The sequence below is a fragment of the Arthrobacter sp. MOO21 genome (assembly GCF_057369995.2).
Genome location: NZ_CM170671.2, coordinates 51143 through 71639 on the forward strand (window position 1 = coordinate 51143; position 20497 = coordinate 71639).

Sequence of the window (20497 nt, forward strand, 5' to 3'; positions counted from 1 at the left end):
CTGTCAGCGGGTGCGCAGCGGCAGCGAGGGCATGCCGAGGGAGACACCCTTCTGGCCCGCACCGGCACCCGGGGCCGGAGCCCCGCAGGAGTCTGCCTGGGACCTGTCCCAGGCGTCGCCGGCCCGTGACCGTCGCAGGTGGTAGTCCTCGGGCGTGGGATCGGCGATGAGATGGAACGCGGCGGCCTCGGTGACGGTCACGGTCACGAGGTCCCCGGGCCTGGGCGCAGGAGCACCGTCCGGGACGGAGAAGTGGACCAGCCGCTGGTCCTGCGAACGTCCCGAGAGGCGGTGGGTCTCCTCGGCCTTGCGGCCGGACTGGGCGGTGACCATGACTTCCACCCGGCGGCCGAGCTGCTTCCGGTTCTCCTCTGCGGCGATCCGGTCCTGCAGCGCGGTGAGCCGCTCGAAGCGTTCCTGGACCACCGCCTTGGGCAGCTGGTCGGGCAGATCGGCGGCGGGCGTGCCGGGGCGCTTGGAGTACTGGAAGGTGAAGGCGGTGGCGAAGCGCGACTGTTCCACCACGTCCAGCGTGGCCTGGAAATCTTCCTCTGTTTCGCCGGGGAAACCGACGATGATGTCGGTGGAGATCGCGGCATTCGGGATCTTTTCCCGGACCTTGTCCAGGATGCCCAGGAACTTCGTGGAGCGGTACGAGCGCTTCATGGCCCGGAGGATGCTGTCGGAGCCGGACTGCAGCGGCATGTGCAGCTGCGGCATGACATTGGGCGTTTCGGCCATGGCGTCGATGACGTCATCGGTGAAGGCGGCAGGGTGGGGGCTGGTGAAGCGAACCCGTTCCAGTCCTTCGATTTCGCCGCAGGCCCGCAGCAGCTTGGAGAAGGCCTGGCGGTCGCCGAATTCGACGCCATAGGAGTTCACGTTCTGGCCGAGCAGCGTAACCTCGATGGCGCCGTCGTCGACAAGCGCCTGGATCTCGGCGAGGATTTCCCCCGGCCGGCGGTCCTTTTCCTTCCCGCGGAGGGAGGGCACGATGCAGAAGGTGCAGGTGTTGTTGCAGCCGACGGAGATGGATACCCAGCCGGAGTACACAGAGTCCCGCTTGGTGGGAAGGGTGGACGGGAAGACGTCCAGGGATTCCAGGATCTCCAGCTGTGCTTCGTTGTTGTGCCGGGCCCGATCAAGGAGGGCGGGCAGCGCACCCACGTTATGGGTGCCAAAGACCGCATCAACCCACGGAGCCTTCTTCAGGATGGTTTCCCGGTCCTTCTGCGCCAGGCAGCCGCCAACGGCGATCTGCATTCCGGGGTTGGCTGCTTTGACCGGGGCCAGGATGCCGAGGTTGCCGTAGAGCTTGTTGTCGGCGTTTTCACGGACCGCGCAGGTGTTGAACACCACAACGTCGGCCTGTTCGCCCTCCGCCGGCACGTAGCCGGCATCTTCAAGCATTCCGGCCATCCGCTCCGAGTCGTGAACGTTCATCTGGCACCCGAAGGTGCGCACCTGGTACGTACGCGGGCGGCTGCCGGCATCCTGCGGGGTGGCTTCTGCCGCAGGGGTGGGGGCGCTGGAAGGGGAGGAAGGGATGGTCAAACTCACCCGTTAAGGGTACCGGTTCCCCAGCGGATCGCTGACGGGATCCTGGGAATCGAGGACCTCGTTGACGATCCGGAACGCCTGCGAGGGCTGATAGCCCTTTCGCGCCAGCATCGACGCCAGCCGCCGGACAGCTTTCTCCCGCCCTGCCTGGCCGGAAAGGTCTGTTCCGGGACGCAGCTTACGCTGCACCAGGGTTCTCGCCGCAGCTTCCTCGTCCGCGTCCGTCAGCTGTTCCAAGGCTGCACTGGCGGTTTCCTGGTCGATGCCCTTGTCGGCCAGCTCACGCCGGAGCGCACCCTTCGCGAGCTTGCGCGACTGTGCACGGCTCCTGACCCACATGTCGGCGAATTCGGCGTCGTTGATCAGGCGCGCTTCCTCGAACCTGTCCAGGACCGATTCCGCAACGTCCTCCGGGATGTTCCGTTCGGCGAGCTTCCGTGCCAGCTGCAGCCTGCTCTTGGCGGACGCCGTCAGCTGCCGGTAGACAATGGCCTGGGCGACGGAAACCGGATCCGGCTCAGCATCCACGGCCCGGGGATCGTCCGGAACGGCGAACCCGCCCGGGTGCCCTGCAGAAGGGCTTCCGGAACGGTTCCGCCGGGGCCGCCCCTTCGGGGACCGGCTGTCCCTTGCGCCCGTTCCCTGAACGGGCGCTTCAGGACGCTGCGCTTCAGACGACCAGCTCAACGGCTAGAACCCGTCGACGGCTTTCAGCTTCGGCGAATCCTTGGGCTCCTCTTCGGCCGCCTTTACCCCGACGCCGAGCTTCTCCTTGATCAGGCGCTCCAGTTCAGCGGCGAGCTCGGGGTTGTCGCGGAGGAAGCGGCGGGAGTTCTCCATGCCCTGGCCCAGCTGGTCCCCGTCATAGGTAAACCACGAGCCCGACTTCTTGATGATGCCATGCTCCACGCCCATGTCGATGATGCCGCCCTCGCGGGAGATGCCCTGGCCGTAGATGATGTCGAACTCGGCGACCTTGAAGGGCGGGGCCATCTTGTTTTTGACGATCTTGGCCTTGGTGCGGTTACCGACAGAATCGGCGCCTTCCTTGAGCGTCTGGATGCGGCGGACGTCGATGCGGACCGACGCGTAGAACTTCAGGGCCTTACCACCGGTGGTGGTTTCGGGGGAACCGAAGAACACGCCAATCTTTTCGCGGAGCTGGTTGATGAAGATCGCCGTGGTCTTCGTCTGGCTCAGGCGGCCGGTGATCTTACGGAGGGCCTGGCTCATGAGCCGGGCCTGCAGGCCCACGTGGCTGTCGCCCATGTCGCCTTCGATTTCAGCGCGGGGCACCAGGGCGGCAACGGAGTCGATAACGATGACGTCCAGCGAGCCGGAGCCCACCAGCATGTCCATGATCTCCAGGGCCTGCTCGCCGGTATCCGGCTGGGACACCAGGAGGGCGTCCGTGTCGACGCCCAGCTTTGCGGCATAGTCCGGGTCCAGCGCGTGCTCGGCGTCGATGAAGGCGGCGATGCCGCCCGCGCGCTGTGCATTCGCTACGGCGTGCAGGGCCACGGTGGTCTTACCCGAGGATTCCGGGCCGTAGATTTCGATGACGCGGCCGCGGGGAAGGCCGCCGATGCCGAGGGCCACGTCCAGTGCGATGGAGCCGGTGGGAATGACTTCGATGGGGGCGCGGACTTCGTCGCCCAGGCGCATCACCGAACCCTTGCCGAACTGCTTGTCAATCTGGGCCAGCGCTGCTTCCAGCGCCTTGGCACGATCCGGGGCTGCCGCCATGGTTGACACCTCTAATGCTTTCTCGATGGTGGCCTTCGCGGCCGTTTTCTTGGTCATCTCTGACGCTAAGGGGACCCACTGACATTCCGGCCTGAGGACGACGGCTATGTGGATAAACCCAATAGGAAAAGCATAGCTTTATCCGAACAGGTATTCGAAGAGCCGGCGCCGTGCGGCGTGTCAGCAGTAGTTGGTGCCCGGAAGGCCGTTGCCCCGCTGGTCCTGGGAAGCCGTGGCCAGGTCAGTGGTCCCGGCGCGGGGGGATGTCCCGTCCCAGCCGCCGTTCGGCCGGCACGTCCTGGACGTCGCAGACTGCCAGCCACACCCTGCGCGGCTCCACCCCGGCTGCCAGGGCCTGGTCCGCGGTGCGGCCGCCCACCCCGGAAAGGACCAGGGTGCTGCTCAGGACGCGGGAGTAGCCCGCGCCGAACTCGTCGTCCATGAGCCGCCAGTACTCGCTGATTCGCATCGATAAATCCTCTCATGAGTGTGGACCCTAGAATTGTTGCCATGAGCAACTCCCCCGATGCCCCGTCCGAGTCCGGCGCAGGCGAAGCTGCCGCCGATGAGGCCCTGCAAAACGTCGAACACCAGATCAGTCTTTTTTGGCGGCGGGCCCGGGCCATCTCCAACCAGCTCTCGCGGGAAGTGCACCCGGACATGGAACCCGCAGCCTACGGGCTGCTGACCGTCATCCGCCGCGAGGGGCCTATCCGCCTTACCGAACTCGCCATGAACATCGGGGTGGGCAAGCCGTCGGTCAGCCGCCAGATCGCGTTCCTGGAAAGCCTGGGGCTGGTGTCGAAGGAGGCGGACCCGCTGGACCGGCGCGCGCAGTCCATCCGGCTCACGCCCAAGGGTGAGGAGAAGATGCACCAGGTACAGGACGCGCGGCGCCAGGTGTTCCAGGAGCGGCTGCGTGAATGGCCGGTGGCGGACCTGCAGGAGTTGGCGCGCTATATGGCCAAGCTCAACTCCACCTACGAGCGGGACGGGTTCCCCCGGGAGCCCCAGGACGGGGATACCCCGTCCGCGCCGCGGGCACAGGAAGACTGAACAGGAGTTGCAGAACAGAAGGAAGCCTCCGGCATTGCCGGAGGCTTCCTTCTGTATAAGGCCGTGCTTTAGGTGGCCTGGTCCGGACTGCCCTTACCGGGCGCCGGAGAGAAGGCCATTGGAAAGCTCGTCGTTCAGTTCAGTGTTGAGGTCGCGCTCAAGGTCGCGGCCGTAACGCTGCGAGAATTCCTGCGGGACGGTGTCCGGAACTGCTACGCCCTCAGCCACTGCCACGCGGTCACTGACCTCGCGGAGCATGCTGGACAGCGGAACATCCAGTGCCGAGCAGATCGAGGACAAAAGCTCAGATGATGCTTCCTTCTGGCCGCGCTCCACTTCGCTGAGGTATCCCAGGGAGACACGGGCACTGTGCGAAACTTCACGGAGCGTACGTCCCTGCCGCTGGCGGACATCGCGCAGGACATCACCGATTTCGTGACGAAGTACTACCATCTTGCGCTCCTTCTGTTCGCTCTTAGCCTGTTCGGCGAGGCCCACATCCTTCCAGCGGACAACGCCGTTTACGGATACGGGCTGCTTTACCATCTGTATCGCCTTGCTCCCTCATTGGTCAGGCCCGCCGTGGAGCGGACCGTCATGGTCATTTCATCCTAGGCGCCTCCGCTATCCGGAAGCGACACAATGTAATAACTAATCGGTACCGGCTTTTGTTCCCCACAACTTTACGCCCGGTAACTTGGCGGCGGAAACCTCAGGAGGACAAGGCTTCGAGGAGCCGTTCCAGGGCTGCCGCGCAGGCGCCGGCGCGGATGTCGGGCCGGCTGCCGGTAAAGGAGTACTCGAATCCTGTGGCCCCTGCGGCCGTTGCGATGCCGATGTACACGCGGCCCACGGGCTTTCCGTCATGCGCGTCCGGTCCGGCCACCCCGGTGGTGGCCACCCCGACGTCGGCACCAAGGGCGGTCCGCGCACCCGCGGCCATGGCGCTGGCCACGTCCGGGTCGACCGACCCTGCGCGTGCCAGCAGTTCGGCAGAGACGTGCAGGACGTTTTCCTTTACGGAGTTCTGGTAGGCCACTACCCCGCCCTGCAGCATGCCGGATGCACCGGGAGTGTCAGCCAGCACGGCCGAGACCATTCCCGCCGTCAGGGATTCCGCGGTGGCCACTGTCAGCCGCGACTCCAGGGCCAGCCGGACAGCCTGTGCTGCAAGATGGTGGAGGTTGCTCATGCCTGCTCCTGCCCTTTATCCGATCGTCCCGCGGCCGGTCCGGCCTGCCGTTTCCCCCTGGCGCGCAGCCGGAGCGCCTCAATGACGTATTCGACGCCGGTCCACAGCGTAATTGCCACCGCCGCCATCATCACGGCGAAGGCGATCCAGGCCATCCACGGCGCGAACGCCCCTAAAGGCAGCAGGTACAGGAAGATCGCGGCAGTCTGCACGACGGTTTTGAGCTTGCCGCCCCGGGAAGCCGGGATGACGCCGTAACGGATCACGAAGAACCGCAAGGCCGTAATGCCCCACTCGCGGACCAGGATCACCAGGGTGGCCCACCATGGCAGCTCCCCCAGCAGGGAGAGCATCACCAGGGCCGAACCGATGAGGAGCTTGTCGGCGATGGGATCGGCGATCTTGCCGAAATCGGTGACGAGGTTGCGGCTCCTGGCGATGTCGCCGTCGAGCTTGTCCGTGTAGATGGCGACGGCGAACGCCAGCACCGCTGCCCAGCGCCACGGGCCCGAGACGCTGTGCAGCCCGGGGGCATCGGCCACGAGGAACCATACGAAGAATGGAACCAGCGCGATGCGGATCATGGTCAGGACATTGGGAAGGTTCCAGACCCCGGCACGGCCCTGGCCGGCGGCGGTTGCATCGGTGCTAGTCACGGTTCTAGGCTACCGGGCTAGCGCCCGGTGAGGGACCAGGCGTCCTCGGAGCCGTCGTCGTCATCGCCATACCCGCCCGGAGCGGAATCAGAGCCGTCGTAATATTCGACGTTCTGCTTCCGCTTGTCGAGGTCTGCCGCCACGAGGTCCTCGGCGTAGCCGCCCTGGGCGATGTTCGCGTTGGCATTGTCGCTGAGCGCCGCTGTCTGGGAGTCCGGCGCCGCGGGGGCCTCCTGTCCCTTCATGGCGGCCAGGACGGCGGCGAGGTCGTCCGGCTTGACCAGTACGTCGCGGGCCTTGGAGCCCTCGGAGGGGCCCACCACCCCGCGCGACTCGAGCAGGTCCATGAGCCGGCCGGCCTTCGCGAACCCGACGCGGAGCTTGCGCTGCAGCATCGAAGTTGACCCGAACTGGGTGGTCACCACCAGCTCCGTGGCCTGCAGCAGCACCTCGAGGTCGTCGCCGATGTCGTCGTCGATCTGCTTCTTCTCCGCCTCGGGGGCGACGTCGTCGCGGTAGACGGCCTGCAGCTGCCCCTTGACGTGCTCCACCACCTTGTGGATCTCGGACTCCGAGACCCAGGCGCCCTGGACGCGCATTGCCTTGGACGCACCCATGGGGAGGAAGAGGGCATCACCCTGGCCGATGAGCTTTTCGGCGCCGGGCTGGTCCAGGACAACACGGGAGTCCGTGACGGAGGACGTGGCGAACGCCATGCGGGACGGCACGTTGGCCTTGATGAGGCCGGTGACCACGTCCACGGATGGTCGCTGGGTGGCAAGGACCAGGTGGATGCCGGCAGCACGGGCCAGCTGGGTGATGCGGACGATGGAATCTTCGACATCGCGGGGGGCCACCATCATGAGGTCAGCGAGTTCGTCGACGATCACCAGCAGGTAGGGGTAGGGGCGGATCACCCGCTTGGAGTCGGGCGGCGGCTGGACCTTGCCCGCGCGGACTGCCTTGTTGAAGTCGTCGATGTGCTTGAAGCCGTAGTTGGCGAGGTCGTCATAGCGGGCGTCCATCTCGCGGACCACCCACTGCAGCGCCTCGGCAGCCTTCTTCGGGTTGGTGATGATCGGCGTGATTAGGTGCGGCACGCCTTCGTAGGCGGTGAGCTCCACCCGCTTGGGGTCCACCATGACCATGCGCACCTCGTCCGGGGTGGCGCGCATGAGGATGGAAGTGATCATGGAGTTCACGAAGGACGACTTACCGGCACCGGTGGCACCGGCCACCAGCAGGTGGGGCATCTTGGCCAGGTTGGCCACCACGTAGCCGCCTTCAACGTCCTTGCCCACGCCCATCACCATCGGGTGGTCGGTGCGGCGTGCGTTCTGGCTGCGGAGCACATCGCCCAGGGAAACGGTCTCACGGTCCGTGTTGGGGATTTCGATGCCGATGGCAGATTTGCCGGGGATGGGGCTGAGGATCCGGACGTCACTGGACGCCACGGCGTAGGAAATGTTCTTGGACAGCGCCGTGACGCGCTCCACCTTGGTGCCGGGCGAGAGCTCGATCTCGTACCGGGTCACAGTGGGGCCGCGGCTGAAGCCGGTGACGGTGGCGTCGACGTTGAACTGCTGGAGGGTGTCAGTCAGGGCAGCGACGACTGCGTCGTTGGCTTCCGTGCGCTCCTTCGGGATGGACCCCGGGGTCAGGTAGTCCGAGGCGGGGAGGGTGTAGGTGACATCCCCCGCGAGGGACAACTGTTCGGTGCGCTGCGGGATGGGGACGGGCGGCGGTGCAGGCGCCACAGGGTTGGATGGAACGGTGGGAGCGGGGCCGGCGGGGCGTGCAGGAGCTGCAGCGCCGGGAATGACCAGAGGGATGGCCTCGGTTGCGTTCTCCGGAGCCGGGCTCCGCCTTGCCCAGGCCCTGGGCGGCCTTGATCTTTTCGACGGCGATCTCCGCCTGGGTGGGGCGCCGGACGCCGGGGGCTGGCCGCGCAGGCTCGCGCTCGTCGTCGTCAATAACGGCGTGCTCAAAGGCTTCATCGCCCACGTAGCCGTCCAGGCCGGCGTCGGGCTCCTCGTCCTTGCCGAAGAGCTTGCGCTTCTTCTTCGGCGCGGCCGGCTGGGTCCGCTCCAGGTAGCTGCGGTCATGGACATCACCGGGCTGGTCCTGCTCCATCAGGTCGATGCCCATAAGGTGCTCGTACGCACCGCGAAGCCGGCGCGGGATTGCGGTAAAGGGGGTTGCCGTGATGATGAGCAGCGACACAAAGGCGAGCAGCGCGTAGAGCACCACCGGCACGGCCGGGTGGATGGCGGCAAGCGGCGTGGCGGCGAGGAAGCCGAGCATGCCGCCGGCCTGCCGGAGCCCGTCGAAGCCCTGCGCAACGGTCGGCTGGCCGCCGAGGACATGGGCCAGGCCGCACCCGGCGAAGGTCATGATCAGGAAGCCAATGCCCACCCTGTTGTTGCCCCTGCCATCCTCGGGCCGGCGGAAGAGCCGGAAGGCGCAGACGAAGAGCATGAGCGGAAGCAGGAGGGAGATCCAGCCGAAGGTGCCGTTCACAACCGCGTACACGGCGTCCGGGAACCATCCGGTCAGGCCCCACCAGGCGAAGGTGGCAATGAAGGTCCCCAGCGCAAGGTTGAACAGGGCTGCGCCATCGCGGCGCTCTTCCGGGGGCAGGTCGCTGACGTCATGGCCAATGCGGCGCACTCCCCCGCCCACCAGGTGTCCCAGTCCCAGCCACGCTCCGCCCACCACGCGGAGCAGCCAGGGCTGGTGGTATTCGACGGCGGGGAGCTGGCGGGTGCGTGCGGTGCTGGACGAGCCGCTGCCTCGTCCGGACCTGCCGGAGGTGGAGCCGGTTCCGCGGCCTGTGGAGCTGCCGGACTTGGTGCCCGAACCGCCCCTGCCGGTACCTTTGGGCGCGGAAGTAGTGCGTGTGGCCATGGTTCCACGCTACCGGAACAAGGCTCCCATTCCCGGGATATCGGAGTTCCCCGGCCAGCCCGCGGGGATGCGCGAAGGGCCCGGCTCCTGGGAACCGGGCCCTTCGAAGGACAGCATGCCAACGGTGGCGGGAATGCCCGTCAGGCTTCGAGGACCACCGGGATGATCATGGGCTTGCGGCGGAGCTTCCGGTTGACCCAGGTGCCTACGACCCGGCGGACCACCTGCTGGAGCTGGTGGCTGGTGTGGTCGGCGTGGTTCTGGACTGCTTCCTCCAGGGCCGCGTTGATCTTGGGGATGATGTCATCGAAGACCGAATCGTCCTCGGCGACGCCGCGGGCGTGGATTTCCGGACCGGACACCACCTTGCCGGTGGCGCGGTGGATGACCGTGATGATGGAGATGAAGCCTTCGTCGCCCAGGATGCGGCGGTCCTTGAGGTCGGCATCGGTGATCTCGCCCACGCTTGAGCCGTCCACGTAGACGAAGCCCACCTCAACCTGGCCCACGATGTCTGCCTGGTGGTCGCGGAGGTCGATGACGGTGCCGTTGTCCGCGAGGATGACACTGGCTTCCGGCACGCCGGACTCGATGGCAATCTTGCCGTTGGCAATCAGGTGGCGGGTTTCGCCGTGCACGGGCATGGCGTTGAGGGGCTCGAGGATGTTGTAGCAGTAGAGCAGTTCCCCGGCGGCCGCGTGGCCGGAAACGTGGACCTTGGCGTTGCCCTTGTGGATGACGTCGGCACCGAGCTTGAGGAGGCCGTTGATGATCCGGAACACCGCGTTCTCGTTGCCCGGGATGAGGCTGGAGGCCAGGATGACGGTGTCACCGTCGCCCACCACCACACGGTGGTCGCCGTTCGCCATCCGGGAGAGGGCTGCCATCGGCTCACCCTGGGAGCCGGTGGACATGAGCACCACGCGGTTGTCGGGGAGGTTGTCGATGTTCTTGATGTCGACGATGAGTCCGGCGGGGACGTCAAGGTAGCCGAGTTTTTCCGCGATCGCCATGTTGCGGACCATGGACCGGCCCACGAAGGCCACCTTGCGGTTGTGCTTGGCGGCGGCATCCAGGACCTGCTGGACGCGGTGCACGTGCGAGGAGAAGGACGCCACAATGATGCGCTTGGTGGCCTGCCCGAACAGCCGCTCGAGGGTGGGGCCGATTTCCTTTTCCGCCGTGGTGAAGCCGGGAACGTCCGCGTTGGTGGAGTCGGACATGAACAGGTCCACGCCCTCTTCCCCCAGCTTCGCGAAGTGCCGCAGGTCGGTGATCCGGCCATCCAGCGGGAGCTGGTCCATCTTGAAGTCGCCCGTGTGCAGGACGGTGCCGCCTGCGGTGCGGATGAACACGGCCAGGGCATCGGGAATGGAGTGGTTGACGGCAACGAACTCGCATTCGAAGGGGCCGAACTTCTCCACCTGGCCCTCTTCCACGGTCAGCGTGTAGGGCCGAATGCGGTGCTCCTGCAGCTTCGCCTCGATCAGGGCAAGGGTCAGCTGCGAGCCCACCAGCGGGATGTCGTTGCGCAGGCGCAAAAGGTACGGCACAGCGCCGATGTGGTCCTCGTGGCCGTGGGTCAGGACCACGGCCACGACGTCGTCCAGCCGGTTCTCGATGTAGGAGAAGTCCGGAAGGATCAGGTCAACGCCGGGCTGGGTTTCCTCGGGAAAGAGGACGCCGCAGTCCACGATCAGCAGTTTGCCGTCGATTTCGAACACGGCCATGTTCCGGCCGATCTCCCCCAGCCCGCCGAGCGGGACAATCCGTAGCGTGCCCTGCGGCAGGCGTGGAGGGGTGACAAGGCCGGTGAGGGCAGTTTGGGTCATATTGCACTACTTTCCAGGCGGAAGGGCGCCGGTCTTAGCCTCAGGAGAAGACCAGCCCCGCCTCCGCCAAATCCCCGCGGATGGTTTCGATCTCGGTTTCGTCCGGCTCCACGAGGGGCAAACGGACAATCGAGTTGGGCAGGACTCCCTGCCATTTAAGAATCTGCTTTGCCGCCACGGCACCCTGGACCCGGGTCATGGTCGCCCGGACCACCGGCTGGAGCTCGAAGTTGATCTTGCGCGCGGTACCGAGGTCGTTGGCATTGACGGCGTCGATGAGTTCGCGGAAGCGGCGGGTGGCCACGTGCGTGGTGACGCCCACCAGGCCGACGGCGCCCAGCGCCATCCAGGGCAGGGTGAGTCCGTCGTCTCCCGAGTAGAAGAGGAGGTCGGTTTCGGCCATGACGCGGGTGGCGGCGGTGAGGTCGGCCTTGGCGTCCTTGACGGCAACGATGTTGGGGTGCTGGGCCAGCCGGATCATGGTGTCGGGTTCGATCGGAATGGAGGACCGGCCGGGGATGTCGTACAGCATGACGGGGACGTCCACGGCGGAGGCGATGGTCTCGAAGTGGGCGCGGACGCCGGCCTGGCTGGGCTTGTTGTAGTAAGGGGTCACCAGGAGGAGACCGTCGACGCCGAGGGCTGCGGCCTGCCGGGACAGGTGGACCGAGTGCGCGGTGTCATTGGTGCCGGTGCCGGCGATGATGGCGGCGCGTCCGCCGACGGCGTCCTTGACCGCGCGGAACATGCCGAGGTTCTCTTCATCCGTCAGGGTGGACGTTTCGCCGGTGGTGCCGGTGACCACCAGGCCGTCGCAGCCGTCGTCGACCAGCTTGGTGGCCAGCGCCGCCGCCTGGTCGTAATCCACCGCGCCGTCCTTGGTGAACGGCGTAACCATGGCGGTCAGGAGGGTACCGAGGGCAGGGATGTGCGCGGAAGAGTCAGCCATGGAAAAAACGTTACCCTGTCTCCCGCTGGTTAGGACAATGCCACGGGCGTGACGAGCGTCAAATCCTGCTCTTCCGGCCGCCGGCGCTGCCGTGGGCGCCGCGGGTTTTCCCACGGGCCGCGAAGGCACGGCCTCGTTTGCCCCGCCTGCCTGTGGGCCGCCGCCACCGGGATCCTGCCGCCCTTGCAGGGCTTCGTAGTGGAACACCCGGACCGCTGGAGGCGATGCCTGAGCTAAGGGCTTTCCGTCCGCGGCTCGGCCCCCGAATGGCAGTAACAGCCGACGGCAGCCTGCCGCAGGTCCTCAGCCCAGGAAACGAGGCGCTGGGCCGCCCTGACGTAGTGGAACAGCTCCACGGGAGTCAAAGCTTCGATGTCCGTCTCCGACAGGCGGCGGGCCAGCTCGGCTCCCTCAGGCTGGGCATCGAGGCTAATGCCTTCGTTTTCCCACTGGACGTCCGCCGCTGCCCGCCCGGCCACGAGCTGCCGGAACAGGTAGTCCACCACTCCGGGGCTCATGGCCTTGAGCAGACCACTGTCCCGGGCGCTCTCCGGAGCACGGTCCGGAGCTCTGCCCGGAGCACGGTCCGGAACACTGTCCGGAGCACTGTCCTGAGCACCGTGCCAGGCACCGCTCCCCCGGTTTCCGGCCGCTGCTCCCACGGCGCCGGCGGAGGATTGGCCACCTGGGGTGCTTCCTGGGGGATGGCTTCCCGGCAGCCGGCCGCCCGCCTGCCGGGCCCCTGCACCCCAGGCTTCCGGTTGCCCCGCGTCTAAGGGCCGGGCTTCCATTCGCTGGGCTCCCGACTGCGCGGCTCCTCCGCGCGCGGGGCCTGCTTCCGCGTGTTCTGCTTCCGCGTGCTCTGCTTCCGCGTGTCCTGCTTGCCGGTCTCCCGGCCGTCGCTTGTCGGGTTGCATCGGGGCTGCGTGCGATGGCGTGAGCATGACGCCATCTTATTCGAACATATATTCGAATACAAGGCTTGGCGCCGGAGGCCGTGACCGCGGCAGTTCATGTGCCGAATGTTCCGGCGGCTGCGTGCGCTGCTGCACACTCCCCTTGACAGCAGGCGGCAAGGACGGTGTGAGACGATCTGCTCATGACGTCCCGCATCCCGGCCACCAGGTCCCGGAAGACCCCAGGCCGGCAGGAGCCGGGCCGCCTTCGAGGCATCGACGCTGCCCGCGGCCTCGCCCTGCTGGGCATGATGGCCACGCACCTGCTGCCCACGTTCGAGTCCAACCCCAGCCTCACCCCAACGTGGGTGGGCCTCGTCTTTTCCGGCCGCTCGGCCGCCCTGTTCGCGGTGCTGGCCGGTGTGGGACTGGCGCTGTCCACGGGGAAGCACGAGCCAGTGGAGGGCCGGGAACTCTCCGGCGCCCGACGCGGCGTGGCGCTGCGGGCCCTGGTGATCGCCGCCGTCGGACTTTCCCTGGGGGCATTGGAAGTCAACGTGGCCATCATCCTGGTCCACTACGCGGTGCTGTTCCTGTGCATCCTTCCGTTCCTGGGGCTGGGCGTGAAGCGCCTCTGTCTTTGGGCTGCCGGCTGGATCCTGGCGTCGCCGGTGCTGGCATACCTGCTGCGGCCATGGCTCCTTGCTTCCGAACCGCCGCTGAAACTGGGCCATAATCCTTCCTGGGAAGACTTGTCCGTCCCATCTCAGCTGCTGGCAGACCTGTTCCTCACGGGCTACTACCCGGTGCTCCAGTGGCTGTCCTATCTGCTGGTGGGACTGGTGATCGGCCGCCTGGCGCTCACCAAGGCACTGGTCCCGGTCTTCCTTCTCGTGGCCGGGACAGTGGTGGCGATAGCAGCCAAGGCCCTGGGCGTCGCCGCGATGGAAAGCTGGGGCGGCCGCGGGGCGCTGGAGAAGGTCCTCAACTCACCGGGCTACCCGCTGGACAGCGTGCTGCAGGTGAACCTGACAGGACTGTCACAGGAGGGGTCGTGGTGGTGGCTGGCTTCCGCGGCACCGCATTCGGGCACCTCCCTTGACCTGCTGCATACCTCGGCCGTGGCAGCGGCCGTCATTGGTGCCTGCCTGCTCCTGGAGCGGCTTGCGGATTGGGTGGACCTGGACCTGCTGCTGCCGTTGAGGGGCGCCGGGGCAATGACGCTGACCCTGTACACCGTCCACGTCTGGGTGCTCTCGGGCTTCTACCTGAAGCCGCTGCCTGCCGGCTGGACGGAGGATGGGATGTACTTCGCCCAGGCCGCCACTGCGATCCTTCTCGGCGTGGTATTCACCCGGCTGTCGTGGCGAGGCCCCCTGGAATGGGTGGGCCATGCGGCGAACCGGCTGGGCCGCGGCGGGGTCACGGCCCTGCGTTAGGTAACGACAGAACCCCGCGGGCCACCAGATAGCGCCGCGGGGTTCGGTCCTGACCGGCTACTGCGGAGTCAGGGTGAAGGCCGATGCTTCGTCGCCAAAGTCGTCGTTCACGACGACCTTGACGGGGCCCTTTTTGACGTCGAACGCGATGATTCCCTGGCGTGCGTCGCCGGCATTGACCTCTTCTGTGGGCAGGGCTCCCATGCCTTCGCCCAGGTAGATAAGTTCGCCCTCTTTGCCGTCCGCGTCGTAGACGACGAAGTTCGACGGGGAGGACAGGCTGGTGCCGGTCACCGCCTCCCACGAAACCTTGATGGCCAGGAAGCCGCCGTTCTTTGGCTCCAAGTAGGACATCTCAGGAATCTCGGCCGTGTAGATGGAGTCCAGGACATCGCAGTTGGACAGATGATGACCCGGCCGGCAACCCGGCCGGCCTGGCAGGCAGCCGGGCCAGGTTACAGCTGGGAGGCCGTGGTGAAGAGCCGGACGGCGTCGCGCATGGACGCGCGGGCACGCTTGCGGTCACCGGCGGCGTCATAGGCGCAGCTCAACCGGAACCAGGACCGCCAGTCATCTGGAGCGGCCTCGGCTTCGGCACGGTACTTTTCGAATTCCGCGTCCGCGGCTGCCCGCACGATACGGCCACCGGGTGTGCGCGGCAGTTCGTCCACGGGCAGCCCGCCTTCGGCTTCGAGGACCTTGGCCATCTGTTCGGTCCGGGCGCCGAACAAGAGCTCGCGGATCAGGGCCCACGCGCCGATGACGGGCAGCACCAGGTAGGCGGCGCCGATGGCCTTGGCCGTCAGGTTGCTGTCACCCAGCAGCAGGACCGAGCGCTGGAAGGACACCACCAGGTAGAAGACCAGCAACAGCGTCACTGCGCCCACCCAGATCTTGGTGCGGTTCCTCCGGAAACCGGAGAGGAGCGAGTCCACGGCCTAGAGCCCCAGGTCCAGGTAGCCGTCGAGGCCGACGGTGAGCCCGGGATGCGCCGCGACGTTGCGCACCCCCAGGAGCACGCCGGGCATGAAGGAAGCGCGGTCAAAGGAATCGTGGCGCAGGGTCAGCTGTTCCCCGGGACCGCCCAGCAGGACTTCCTGGTGGGCCACGAGGCCGCGGAGCCGCACGCTGTGGACGCGCACGCCGTCCACCTCGCAGCCGCGGGCTCCGGCGATTTCGCTGGTGGTGGCGTCCGGGCTGGGCGGCAGCGCTGCCGCAGCCCGCTCCGCCGCAATGAGCTGGGCAGTGCGCACGGCGGTGCCGGAGGGGGCGTCCACCTTGTCCGGGTGGTGCAGTTCGATGATTTCCACCGATTCGAAGTACTTGGATGCCTTGGCAGCGAAGGCCGAGGCCAACACCGAGCCCAGGGCGAAGTTGGGGGCAATCAGCACCCCCGTCTGCGGGTGCTGTGCGAGCAGGGATTCGAGCGCGGACAGCCTGCCCGCGTCCCAGCCGGTGGTGCCCACCACGGCGTGAATCCCGTGCTCGACGGCAAAGCGGACGTTTTCTTCGGTGCTTTCGGGCACCGTCAGGTCCACCACGTACTGGGCGCCGGCGGCTGCCACCTGGTCCAGCGAGTCACCCCGCCCCAAGGCTGCGACGAGCTTCATGTCGGGCGCGGCGTCGACGGCCTTGACGGCCTCGGCGCCCATGCGTCCATTGGCGCCCAGGACGGCCACCAGTTTGGGTGCGGAGTGTTGTTCGGTCATGCCGTTAAGCCTACCGGCGAGGCCGCCCCGTGCAGGAACCGGGCCGCGTGCGTTACCTCGCAGGAAGCAGCCGGATAACCTACGGATATCCGTACGTTTTACGGCGGGCCCTCAGCCGCCTGCGCCGACCCATTCCACGGTCCCGTCGGAGAAGAACTGTTCCTTCCAGATGGGGACCTGCTCCTTGATCCGGTCCACCAGCTCGGAGCAGACAGCGAAGGCCTGGCCCCGGTGCGCGGCGGAAACAGCGCACACAAGCGCGGGATCGCCGATTTCCAGCATTCCGATCCTGTGCGCCGCCCAGATCCGGACCGGCTGCTGCACGGCATCCCCGCCGTTGTCCCCGGCAGCGTTCTGCTCGGCAACAAGCCGCGCGACGACGTCGGCCATCACCTGGTGCGCCGTGGGGTGCGCACTGTAACTGAGCCGCTGAACTGCCTTGCCGCCGTCGTGGTTGCGGACCACGCCGCTGAAGCTGACCACCGCGCCGGCGGTATCGCTCTCCACGGCGGCGATCGCCTGGTCAACGGAGATGGGCTCCGCGCTCAGGACTGCGGATACCACCTCGAATGCTGCTTCAGTGCCCATGTCCGCCTTCCAGCTGGTCGCAGAGGTGCCCGATCACCGGGTCCAGGACAGTCAGTCCGTCCATGACCCCTTTCGGTGAACCGGGCAGATTCACTATAAAGGTTTGTCCGGCCGCGCCTGCAAAGCCCCGGCTCAGTGCTGCCAGGGGCGTCTTGGCGGCGCCGGGCGCGCCGGATGGCTTCCATGATCCCCGGGATTTCCCGGTCGAGGAAGGGAAGGGTGACGTCCGGGGTGCGGTCATCGGGGCTCAGGCCCGTGCCTCCGCTGGTGATGACGACGGCGGGACGCTGGGTCAGGAGCGCCCGGATGGCGCCTGCCACGGGCTCCCCGTCGGGAACCACCATCGGCGGGAAGACGTCGAAGCCGTGCTCGGTCAGCCAGTCGGCGATGACGGGGCCGGTCTCGTCGTCGTAGATCCCCGCCGCGGCGCGGGTGGAGGCGATCACGATGCCGGCCTTGCGCCCCTGCACGTCGCCGTGCCGGTGCGGTTCCGGGACATCCAGGATTCCAGGGTTGGTCACAGTGCCCAGTCCCCGCTCTTGCCGCCGCTCTTGGCCAGCACCAGGATGTCCGTTACGACCGCGTGCTTGTCCACGGCCTTGATCATGTCATAGACGCTCAGGGCCGCCACCGAGGCGGCGGTCAGGGCTTCCATCTCAACGCCTGTGACCCCCCGTGTCTTGACGCTGGCCTTGATGGTGACCGCGGACGGACCGAGGTCAAAGTCGACGGTGACTTTGGAGATGGGCAGCGGGTGGCAGAGCGGGATCAGTTCCGGAGTCTTCTTGGCGGCCATGATGCCGGCCACGCGGGCAACTGCCAGGGCATCACCCTTCGGAAGGCCGCCGGTACCAAGGAGTTCCATCACCTCGGCGGTGGTGTGGACGGTGGCGGTGGCTGTGGCTTCCCGCGTTGTCTCTGCCTTGGCGGAGACGTCCACCATCTGGGCGCTGCCGTCCTGGCGCAGGTGCGTCAAGGCTGCCGGTGTCTGTTCTGAATTCACAGCATCCATACTTCCACCTCATCCCCTGCGGCGAGCGCAGAGACGCCTTCGGGGACGTGGACCAGGACGTTCGAGCCTGCGAGCGCGTGCATCAGGTGCGAGCTTTCGCCGCCTTCCAGGTGCACGGTGCCGTCCGCGCTCAGGATGCCGCGGCGGACCTGGTGCTTCTGTCCTGGCGAGGTGAGTGCCTGGCCCAGGCGGGCGCGGAGCGGCAGCCTGGGCGCCGGTGCCCCCAGCAGTGTTGCCAGGGCCGGCCGGAGGAACATTTCGAAGGACACCAGGCAGCTGACCGGGTTGCCTGGAAAGCCCAGGAAAGGGACGCCGTCAAACGTTCCCATCCCCTGCGGTCCGCCCGGCTGCATGGCCACGTGCAGGAATTCCACGGCCTGGTCCGCCATCGCCTGGCGCACCACCTCGTAGGCGCCTTTGCTGACTCCGCCCGTGGTGACGATCAGGTCTACTCCCTGGCCTTTGGAACGCAGCAGGCTCCGCAGTTCGTCCGGGTTGTCCGTGGAGATCCCGGCGCGCCTGACGGCCAGGCCTGCCTGCCGCATGGCCGCTTCCAGCAGGGTGCCGTTGGCGTCGTAGATCCTGCCCGGCTCCAACGTATTTCCAGGTTCCACCACCTCGTCCCCGGTGGCCACGAGCAGGACGGCCGGGGCCCGGTACACCTCGACGTCCGGGATGCCGAGCGCGGCGAGCAGCCCCAGCTGCGCCGGGCCCAGGAACGTTCCGGCGGCCAGCGCCCGCTCCCCCATGGGGATGTCGCTGCCGGCGGCGCGCACGCAGGTTCCGGCCTGCACGGCGGGCAGCTTCACGGTGGCTCCGTACCCCGCGTCCACAAAGTGGTCCGGCGCGGCGCGTTCAATGGGTACGACGGCGTCGGCCCCCGCCGGGATCATGGCACCGGTCATGATGGGAGCGGCCGTCCCGGGCTCCAGCGGCTGCGGACGCGACCCCGCAGGAACCGGGGGCATGATGCGAAGGTCCGCGCCGCCGTCGGGAATGTCCCCGGAACGGACGGCATAGCCGTCCATCTGGGAGTTGGCGAAGGGCGGCAGGCTGACCGGCGCTGTGATGTCCCGCACCAGGCCCCGGCCCAGTGCCTGGCTCAGCGGAAGTGTTTCGGCGCGGTCCGCAGCCCGGACCGCGTGGAGGAGGTCCACGACGGCGGCGGCATGATCCGCAACGGAGCGTGCATGCCCTGCTGCGGGCTGGGCATGGCCGTGCTGGGGATGGCTGGTCATGGGTACGCCTTCGGTCGCGGCCTTCAGGATTTCACGTCCACTCTAACCGTGTGGAATCCAGTGGCCCCGTCAGGGGCCGGCGGCCGTTGCGTTTCATCCTGGACGATGCCCCGCAGGTCGGTGGCCCGGACCTGGACCTCGTACTGCCCCGGCGTGAGGTCTGCGCCCAGCTTCCACTGGTACCAGGTGTCATGTGAAATGCCGGGGGCCAGCTCCGCCGCGCGCCACGGTCCCCGGTTAATCCGCAGTTCCACTTTCCCTATGCCCGTGTGCTGTGCCCAGGCCACGCCGGCGAAAACAACGGTTCCGGCGCTGACCGGGCGTCCGCTGCGGGGCACGTCGATCCGCGACGAGGTCTTGACTGGGCCGCGCTCGGACCAGCCGCGGGGAGTCCAGTAGCCCGCGTCGTCGGCGAACCTGGTGACCTTGAGCTCCGTGACCCATTTGGTGGCCGACACGTACCCGTACAGGCCCGGGACCACCAAGCGGACAGGGAACCCGTGCTCAAGCGGCAGCGGCTCGCCGTTCATGCCGACGGCGAGCAGTGCGTCCCGGCCTTCGTCCGCCAGGACGTCCAGCGGTGTGCCGGCGGTCCAGCCGTCGGCGCTGCGGGAGAGCACCATGTCCGCCCCTTGACGCGGACGGGCCTGGGCGAGCAGTCCGCGGACCGGCCAGCCCAGCCAGCGGGCGTTCCCGATCAGATCCCCGCCCACGGCGTTGGAGACGCAGGCGATAGTGATGTGCCGCTCCACCAGTGGTTTGGCCAGGAGTTCGGCGAGGTTCAGTTCCACCTCCCGGTCCACCATCCCGGTCACCTTCAGTGTCCATTGGTCCGGGTTGATCGAAGGAACGGACAAGGCTGTGTCGATCCGGTAGAAATCCCGGTTCGGGGTGACCAGTGGCTGCGTTCCGGGTACGCCCGCTTCTGCACCTGTTGGGATGTCCGGCGCCGGGGACGCGGCGGCGGGCAGTCTGAGGCGGGCCCTGGCTTCGCTGACGGCCACCGCGGCACCGCGCCATATCAGGGCCGCCGCCCCGCCCAGGGCGGATGCGGCACCCGTCACGGCAAGGGCCCGCAGGAAGCTGCGGCGCGGCTGGCTCCCCGGGACGGGCTCCGCCTCGCGCGCCTGCAGGTTACGGATCAGGAACCGCAGCAGGAAGGCGGCGACGAGCGCGGCCACCACCGGGAGCGTCAAGGCGGCCGGAGTTGCCTGGGCGCGGGTCAGAACGGCGGCAGCACCGGCGAGGCCGAACAGCCCTGACAGTGCCACGCCGGCAAACCGGCGGCGTTCCTCCAGCATGCCGGCCAGCCCGGCCAGCGCGGCGATGACCAACGCCATGCCGGCCAGGAGCGCTGCCTTGTCAGCAGTGCCGAAAAGCGAAATGGCCCAGTCCTTGAGGCCCGGCGGAACGGCGTCGATGACGGCACCGCCAACGGCTGTGAGTGGCGACAGTGAGGGGCTGGCAAAACCGGCCAGCAGCTCCCCTGCCACCACGCCGCCGGCAACGGCCGCGATGCCGGCGGCCGCTGCAAGGCCCCCATGCCTCGTTGGCGCTGCCTCTTGCCGCATGCGACTGTCCGTTCGCTCCCCAAGGCCCGCTCCGCCGTCGTGCGTTGCGCTGGCCGGGGACTCCACCTCCAGTTTAGTTTGGCCGGCAGTCCCAAGCGCCGTTCCTTTCCCAGTTGTCCGCCGGCGACTCGGAAGGGTCACGGCTG

At 67.4% G+C, this 20497-nt stretch carries 19 protein-coding genes and 2 pseudogenes; 2 read left to right on the top strand and 19 right to left on the bottom strand.

The features are described from left to right. Positions 1 to 3: 3 nt before the first annotated feature. The 4 genes from miaB to AC2JAJ_RS00255 all read right to left on the bottom strand — a co-directional run bounded on the left by miaB (position 4) and on the right by AC2JAJ_RS00255 (position 3775). Positions 4 to 1560, bottom strand: a complete 1557-nt coding sequence (gene miaB, locus AC2JAJ_RS00240) for a tRNA (N6-isopentenyl adenosine(37)-C2)-methylthiotransferase MiaB (protein WP_501053284.1) — start codon at positions 1558 to 1560, stop codon at positions 4 to 6. 3 nt (positions 1561 to 1563) lie between these two features. After that, a complete protein-coding gene (locus AC2JAJ_RS00245; protein WP_486414679.1) occupies positions 1564 to 2088 on the bottom strand; it encodes a regulatory protein RecX in 525 nt (174 codons plus the stop codon). 162 nt (positions 2089 to 2250) lie between these two features. Beyond that, positions 2251 to 3306 (bottom strand): recombinase RecA, encoded by a 1056-nt coding sequence (gene recA / locus AC2JAJ_RS00250; RefSeq protein ID WP_221384047.1) that lies wholly within the window; start codon positions 3304 to 3306, stop codon positions 2251 to 2253. Between the two features lie 241 nt (positions 3307 to 3547). Next, positions 3548 to 3775 carry a DUF3046 domain-containing protein gene (locus tag AC2JAJ_RS00255; RefSeq protein ID WP_221383777.1) on the bottom strand — a complete coding sequence of 76 codons (228 nt, stop codon included), beginning with the start codon at positions 3773 to 3775 and terminating at the stop codon, positions 3548 to 3550. A gap of 41 nt (positions 3776 to 3816) precedes the next feature. On the opposite strand from AC2JAJ_RS00255, the gene AC2JAJ_RS00260 reads away from it, so the two are divergent. Continuing rightward, positions 3817 to 4362 (top strand): MarR family winged helix-turn-helix transcriptional regulator, encoded by a 546-nt coding sequence (locus AC2JAJ_RS00260; RefSeq protein WP_486414678.1) that lies wholly within the window; start codon positions 3817 to 3819, stop codon positions 4360 to 4362. Positions 4363 to 4455: 93 nt separating this feature from the next. Here AC2JAJ_RS00260 and AC2JAJ_RS00265 read toward each other — a convergent pair whose 3' ends face one another. From AC2JAJ_RS00265 to AC2JAJ_RS00295, 7 genes and pseudogenes are all read right to left on the bottom strand, one after another. Further along, the gene (locus tag AC2JAJ_RS00265; protein WP_260323035.1) at positions 4456 to 4908 is read right to left on the bottom strand and encodes a helix-turn-helix domain-containing protein; all 453 of its coding nucleotides are present in this window, start codon (positions 4906 to 4908) and stop codon (positions 4456 to 4458) included. Positions 4909 to 5074: 166 nt separating this feature from the next. Next, positions 5075 to 5554 carry a CinA family protein gene (locus AC2JAJ_RS00270; protein WP_486414677.1) on the bottom strand — a complete coding sequence of 160 codons (480 nt, stop codon included), beginning with the start codon at positions 5552 to 5554 and terminating at the stop codon, positions 5075 to 5077. Next, entirely contained in the window at positions 5551 to 6210 is a 660-nt protein-coding gene (pgsA, locus tag AC2JAJ_RS00275) for a CDP-diacylglycerol--glycerol-3-phosphate 3-phosphatidyltransferase (RefSeq protein WP_221383780.1), read from the bottom strand. Before pgsA ends, AC2JAJ_RS00270 begins: the two co-directional genes overlap by 4 nt. A 17-nt stretch (positions 6211 to 6227) precedes the next feature. Continuing rightward, a pseudogene (locus AC2JAJ_RS00280) lies at positions 6228 to 9117 on the bottom strand (FtsK/SpoIIIE family DNA translocase). Between the two features lie 140 nt (positions 9118 to 9257). After that, positions 9258 to 10949, bottom strand: coding sequence for a ribonuclease J (locus tag AC2JAJ_RS00285; RefSeq protein ID WP_221383782.1), 1692 nt, complete (start codon positions 10947 to 10949; stop codon positions 9258 to 9260). A 40-nt stretch (positions 10950 to 10989) separates the two neighbouring features. Next, positions 10990 to 11898, bottom strand: a complete 909-nt coding sequence (dapA, locus tag AC2JAJ_RS00290) for a 4-hydroxy-tetrahydrodipicolinate synthase (protein WP_221383783.1) — start codon at positions 11896 to 11898, stop codon at positions 10990 to 10992. Between the two features lie 233 nt (positions 11899 to 12131). Beyond that, positions 12132 to 12416, bottom strand: coding sequence for a hypothetical protein (locus AC2JAJ_RS00295; RefSeq protein ID WP_486414676.1), 285 nt, complete (start codon positions 12414 to 12416; stop codon positions 12132 to 12134). A 581-nt stretch (positions 12417 to 12997) separates the two neighbouring features. Here AC2JAJ_RS00295 and AC2JAJ_RS00300 point away from each other — a divergent pair. After that, positions 12998 to 14233 carry a heparan-alpha-glucosaminide N-acetyltransferase domain-containing protein gene (locus AC2JAJ_RS00300; protein WP_486414675.1) on the top strand — a complete coding sequence of 412 codons (1236 nt, stop codon included), beginning with the start codon at positions 12998 to 13000 and terminating at the stop codon, positions 14231 to 14233. Positions 14234 to 14290: 57 nt separating this feature from the next. Here AC2JAJ_RS00300 and AC2JAJ_RS00305 read toward each other — a convergent pair whose 3' ends face one another. From AC2JAJ_RS00305 to AC2JAJ_RS00340, 8 genes and pseudogenes are all read right to left on the bottom strand, one after another. Next, positions 14291 to 14587, bottom strand: a complete 297-nt coding sequence (locus tag AC2JAJ_RS00305) for a hypothetical protein (protein WP_486414674.1) — start codon at positions 14585 to 14587, stop codon at positions 14291 to 14293. Between the two features lie 101 nt (positions 14588 to 14688). Continuing rightward, positions 14689 to 15168, bottom strand: a complete 480-nt coding sequence (locus tag AC2JAJ_RS00310; protein ID WP_221383786.1) for a hypothetical protein — start codon at positions 15166 to 15168, stop codon at positions 14689 to 14691. 3 nt (positions 15169 to 15171) lie between these two features. Next, positions 15172 to 15942 (bottom strand): 4-hydroxy-tetrahydrodipicolinate reductase, encoded by a 771-nt coding sequence (gene dapB / locus AC2JAJ_RS00315; protein WP_221383787.1) that lies wholly within the window; start codon positions 15940 to 15942, stop codon positions 15172 to 15174. A gap of 111 nt (positions 15943 to 16053) precedes the next feature. After that, positions 16054 to 16530: a molybdenum cofactor biosynthesis protein MoaE gene (locus AC2JAJ_RS00320; protein WP_473692892.1), complete on the bottom strand. Its 477-nt coding sequence runs from the start codon at positions 16528 to 16530 to the stop codon at positions 16054 to 16056. Next, positions 16520 to 17051, bottom strand: a pseudogene (locus AC2JAJ_RS00325) (MogA/MoaB family molybdenum cofactor biosynthesis protein). Before AC2JAJ_RS00325 ends, AC2JAJ_RS00320 begins: the two are co-directional and overlap by 11 nt. Continuing rightward, the gene (gene moaC, locus AC2JAJ_RS00330) at positions 17048 to 17542 is read right to left on the bottom strand and encodes a cyclic pyranopterin monophosphate synthase MoaC (RefSeq protein WP_221383789.1); all 495 of its coding nucleotides are present in this window, start codon (positions 17540 to 17542) and stop codon (positions 17048 to 17050) included. The pseudogene AC2JAJ_RS00325 and the gene moaC overlap by 4 nt, the downstream one beginning before the upstream one ends. After that, a complete protein-coding gene (locus AC2JAJ_RS00335) occupies positions 17530 to 18780 on the bottom strand; it encodes a molybdopterin molybdotransferase MoeA (protein ID WP_486414673.1) in 1251 nt (416 codons plus the stop codon). The genes moaC and AC2JAJ_RS00335 overlap by 13 nt, the downstream gene beginning before the upstream one ends. 23 nt (positions 18781 to 18803) lie before the next feature. Continuing rightward, positions 18804 to 20351: a molybdopterin-dependent oxidoreductase gene (locus tag AC2JAJ_RS00340; RefSeq protein ID WP_486414672.1), complete on the bottom strand. Its 1548-nt coding sequence runs from the start codon at positions 20349 to 20351 to the stop codon at positions 18804 to 18806. Positions 20352 to 20497 lie beyond the last annotated feature (146 nt).

What these genes read in the sequence shown, in the direction of transcription:
- recA (WP_221384047.1), bottom strand. Translation starts at nt 3,306, where the DNA reads ATGGCGGCAGCCCCGGATCGTGCCAAGGCGCTGGAAGCAGCGCTGGCC.
- AC2JAJ_RS00255 (WP_221383777.1), bottom strand. Translation starts at nt 3,775, where the DNA reads ATGCGAATCAGCGAGTACTGGCGGCTCATGGACGACGAGTTCGGCGCG.
- AC2JAJ_RS00260 (WP_486414678.1), top strand. Translation starts at nt 3,817, where the DNA reads ATGAGCAACTCCCCCGATGCCCCGTCCGAGTCCGGCGCAGGCGAAGCT.
- AC2JAJ_RS00265 (WP_260323035.1), bottom strand. Translation starts at nt 4,908, where the DNA reads ATGGTAAAGCAGCCCGTATCCGTAAACGGCGTTGTCCGCTGGAAGGAT.
- AC2JAJ_RS00270 (WP_486414677.1), bottom strand. Translation starts at nt 5,554, where the DNA reads ATGAGCAACCTCCACCATCTTGCAGCACAGGCTGTCCGGCTGGCCCTG.
- AC2JAJ_RS00285 (WP_221383782.1), bottom strand. Translation starts at nt 10,949, where the DNA reads ATGACCCAAACTGCCCTCACCGGCCTTGTCACCCCTCCACGCCTGCCG.
- dapA (WP_221383783.1), bottom strand. Translation starts at nt 11,898, where the DNA reads ATGGCTGACTCTTCCGCGCACATCCCTGCCCTCGGTACCCTCCTGACC.
- AC2JAJ_RS00295 (WP_486414676.1), bottom strand. Translation starts at nt 12,416, where the DNA reads ATGAGCCCCGGAGTGGTGGACTACCTGTTCCGGCAGCTCGTGGCCGGG.
- AC2JAJ_RS00300 (WP_486414675.1), top strand. Translation starts at nt 12,998, where the DNA reads ATGACGTCCCGCATCCCGGCCACCAGGTCCCGGAAGACCCCAGGCCGG.
- AC2JAJ_RS00305 (WP_486414674.1), bottom strand. Translation starts at nt 14,587, where the DNA reads ATGTCCTACTTGGAGCCAAAGAACGGCGGCTTCCTGGCCATCAAGGTT.
- dapB (WP_221383787.1), bottom strand. Translation starts at nt 15,942, where the DNA reads ATGACCGAACAACACTCCGCACCCAAACTGGTGGCCGTCCTGGGCGCC.
- AC2JAJ_RS00320 (WP_473692892.1), bottom strand. Translation starts at nt 16,530, where the DNA reads ATGGGCACTGAAGCAGCATTCGAGGTGGTATCCGCAGTCCTGAGCGCG.
- moaC (WP_221383789.1), bottom strand. Translation starts at nt 17,542, where the DNA reads ATGGATGCTGTGAATTCAGAACAGACACCGGCAGCCTTGACGCACCTG.
- AC2JAJ_RS00335 (WP_486414673.1), bottom strand. Translation starts at nt 18,780, where the DNA reads ATGACCAGCCATCCCCAGCACGGCCATGCCCAGCCCGCAGCAGGGCAT.
- AC2JAJ_RS00340 (WP_486414672.1), bottom strand. Translation starts at nt 20,351, where the DNA reads ATGCGGCAAGAGGCAGCGCCAACGAGGCATGGGGGCCTTGCAGCGGCC.